General features: G+C 46.1%; 1 protein-coding gene. It reads left to right on the top strand.

The genetic code is table 11. From position 1 onward, the window contains the following. A partial coding sequence (locus tag HC175_RS19760) for a polysaccharide biosynthesis/export family protein (protein WP_209310131.1) occupies window positions 1–401 on the top strand: 401 nt, incomplete at both ends.

The following is a 401-nucleotide window of genomic DNA, read 5'->3' on the forward strand; positions in this document are numbered from 1 at the left end:
CCCGGGTGAGCGGCCAGCCACAATTACAAACCTATCTTGTAGATTCCGAAGGCAATATCGAATTTCCGGTGCTTGGCACCGTGCACGTGGCGGGAATGACGAGGCAGGAACTTTCCCAAAAGTTGCAGAAAAAAATTGCTGTCTATGTACAGAATCCAATTATTAATATCAGAATTGTCAATTTCCAGGTAACCGTTCTCGGAGAAGTAGCAAATCCCGGGACTTTCAGCATTCCCGATGAATACCTCTCCCTGAATAAAGCTCTCGGGTTTGCAGGCGACCTGACCATCTATGGAAAAAGGGAAAACGTACTTATCATAAGGGAAGGACTGGAAGGCAAGACTTACAACTATGTTGACCTCACAGATGCAGATCTTCTCAATTCCCCCTTCTACTACCTG

This window comes from Salinimicrobium oceani, from assembly GCF_012037645.1.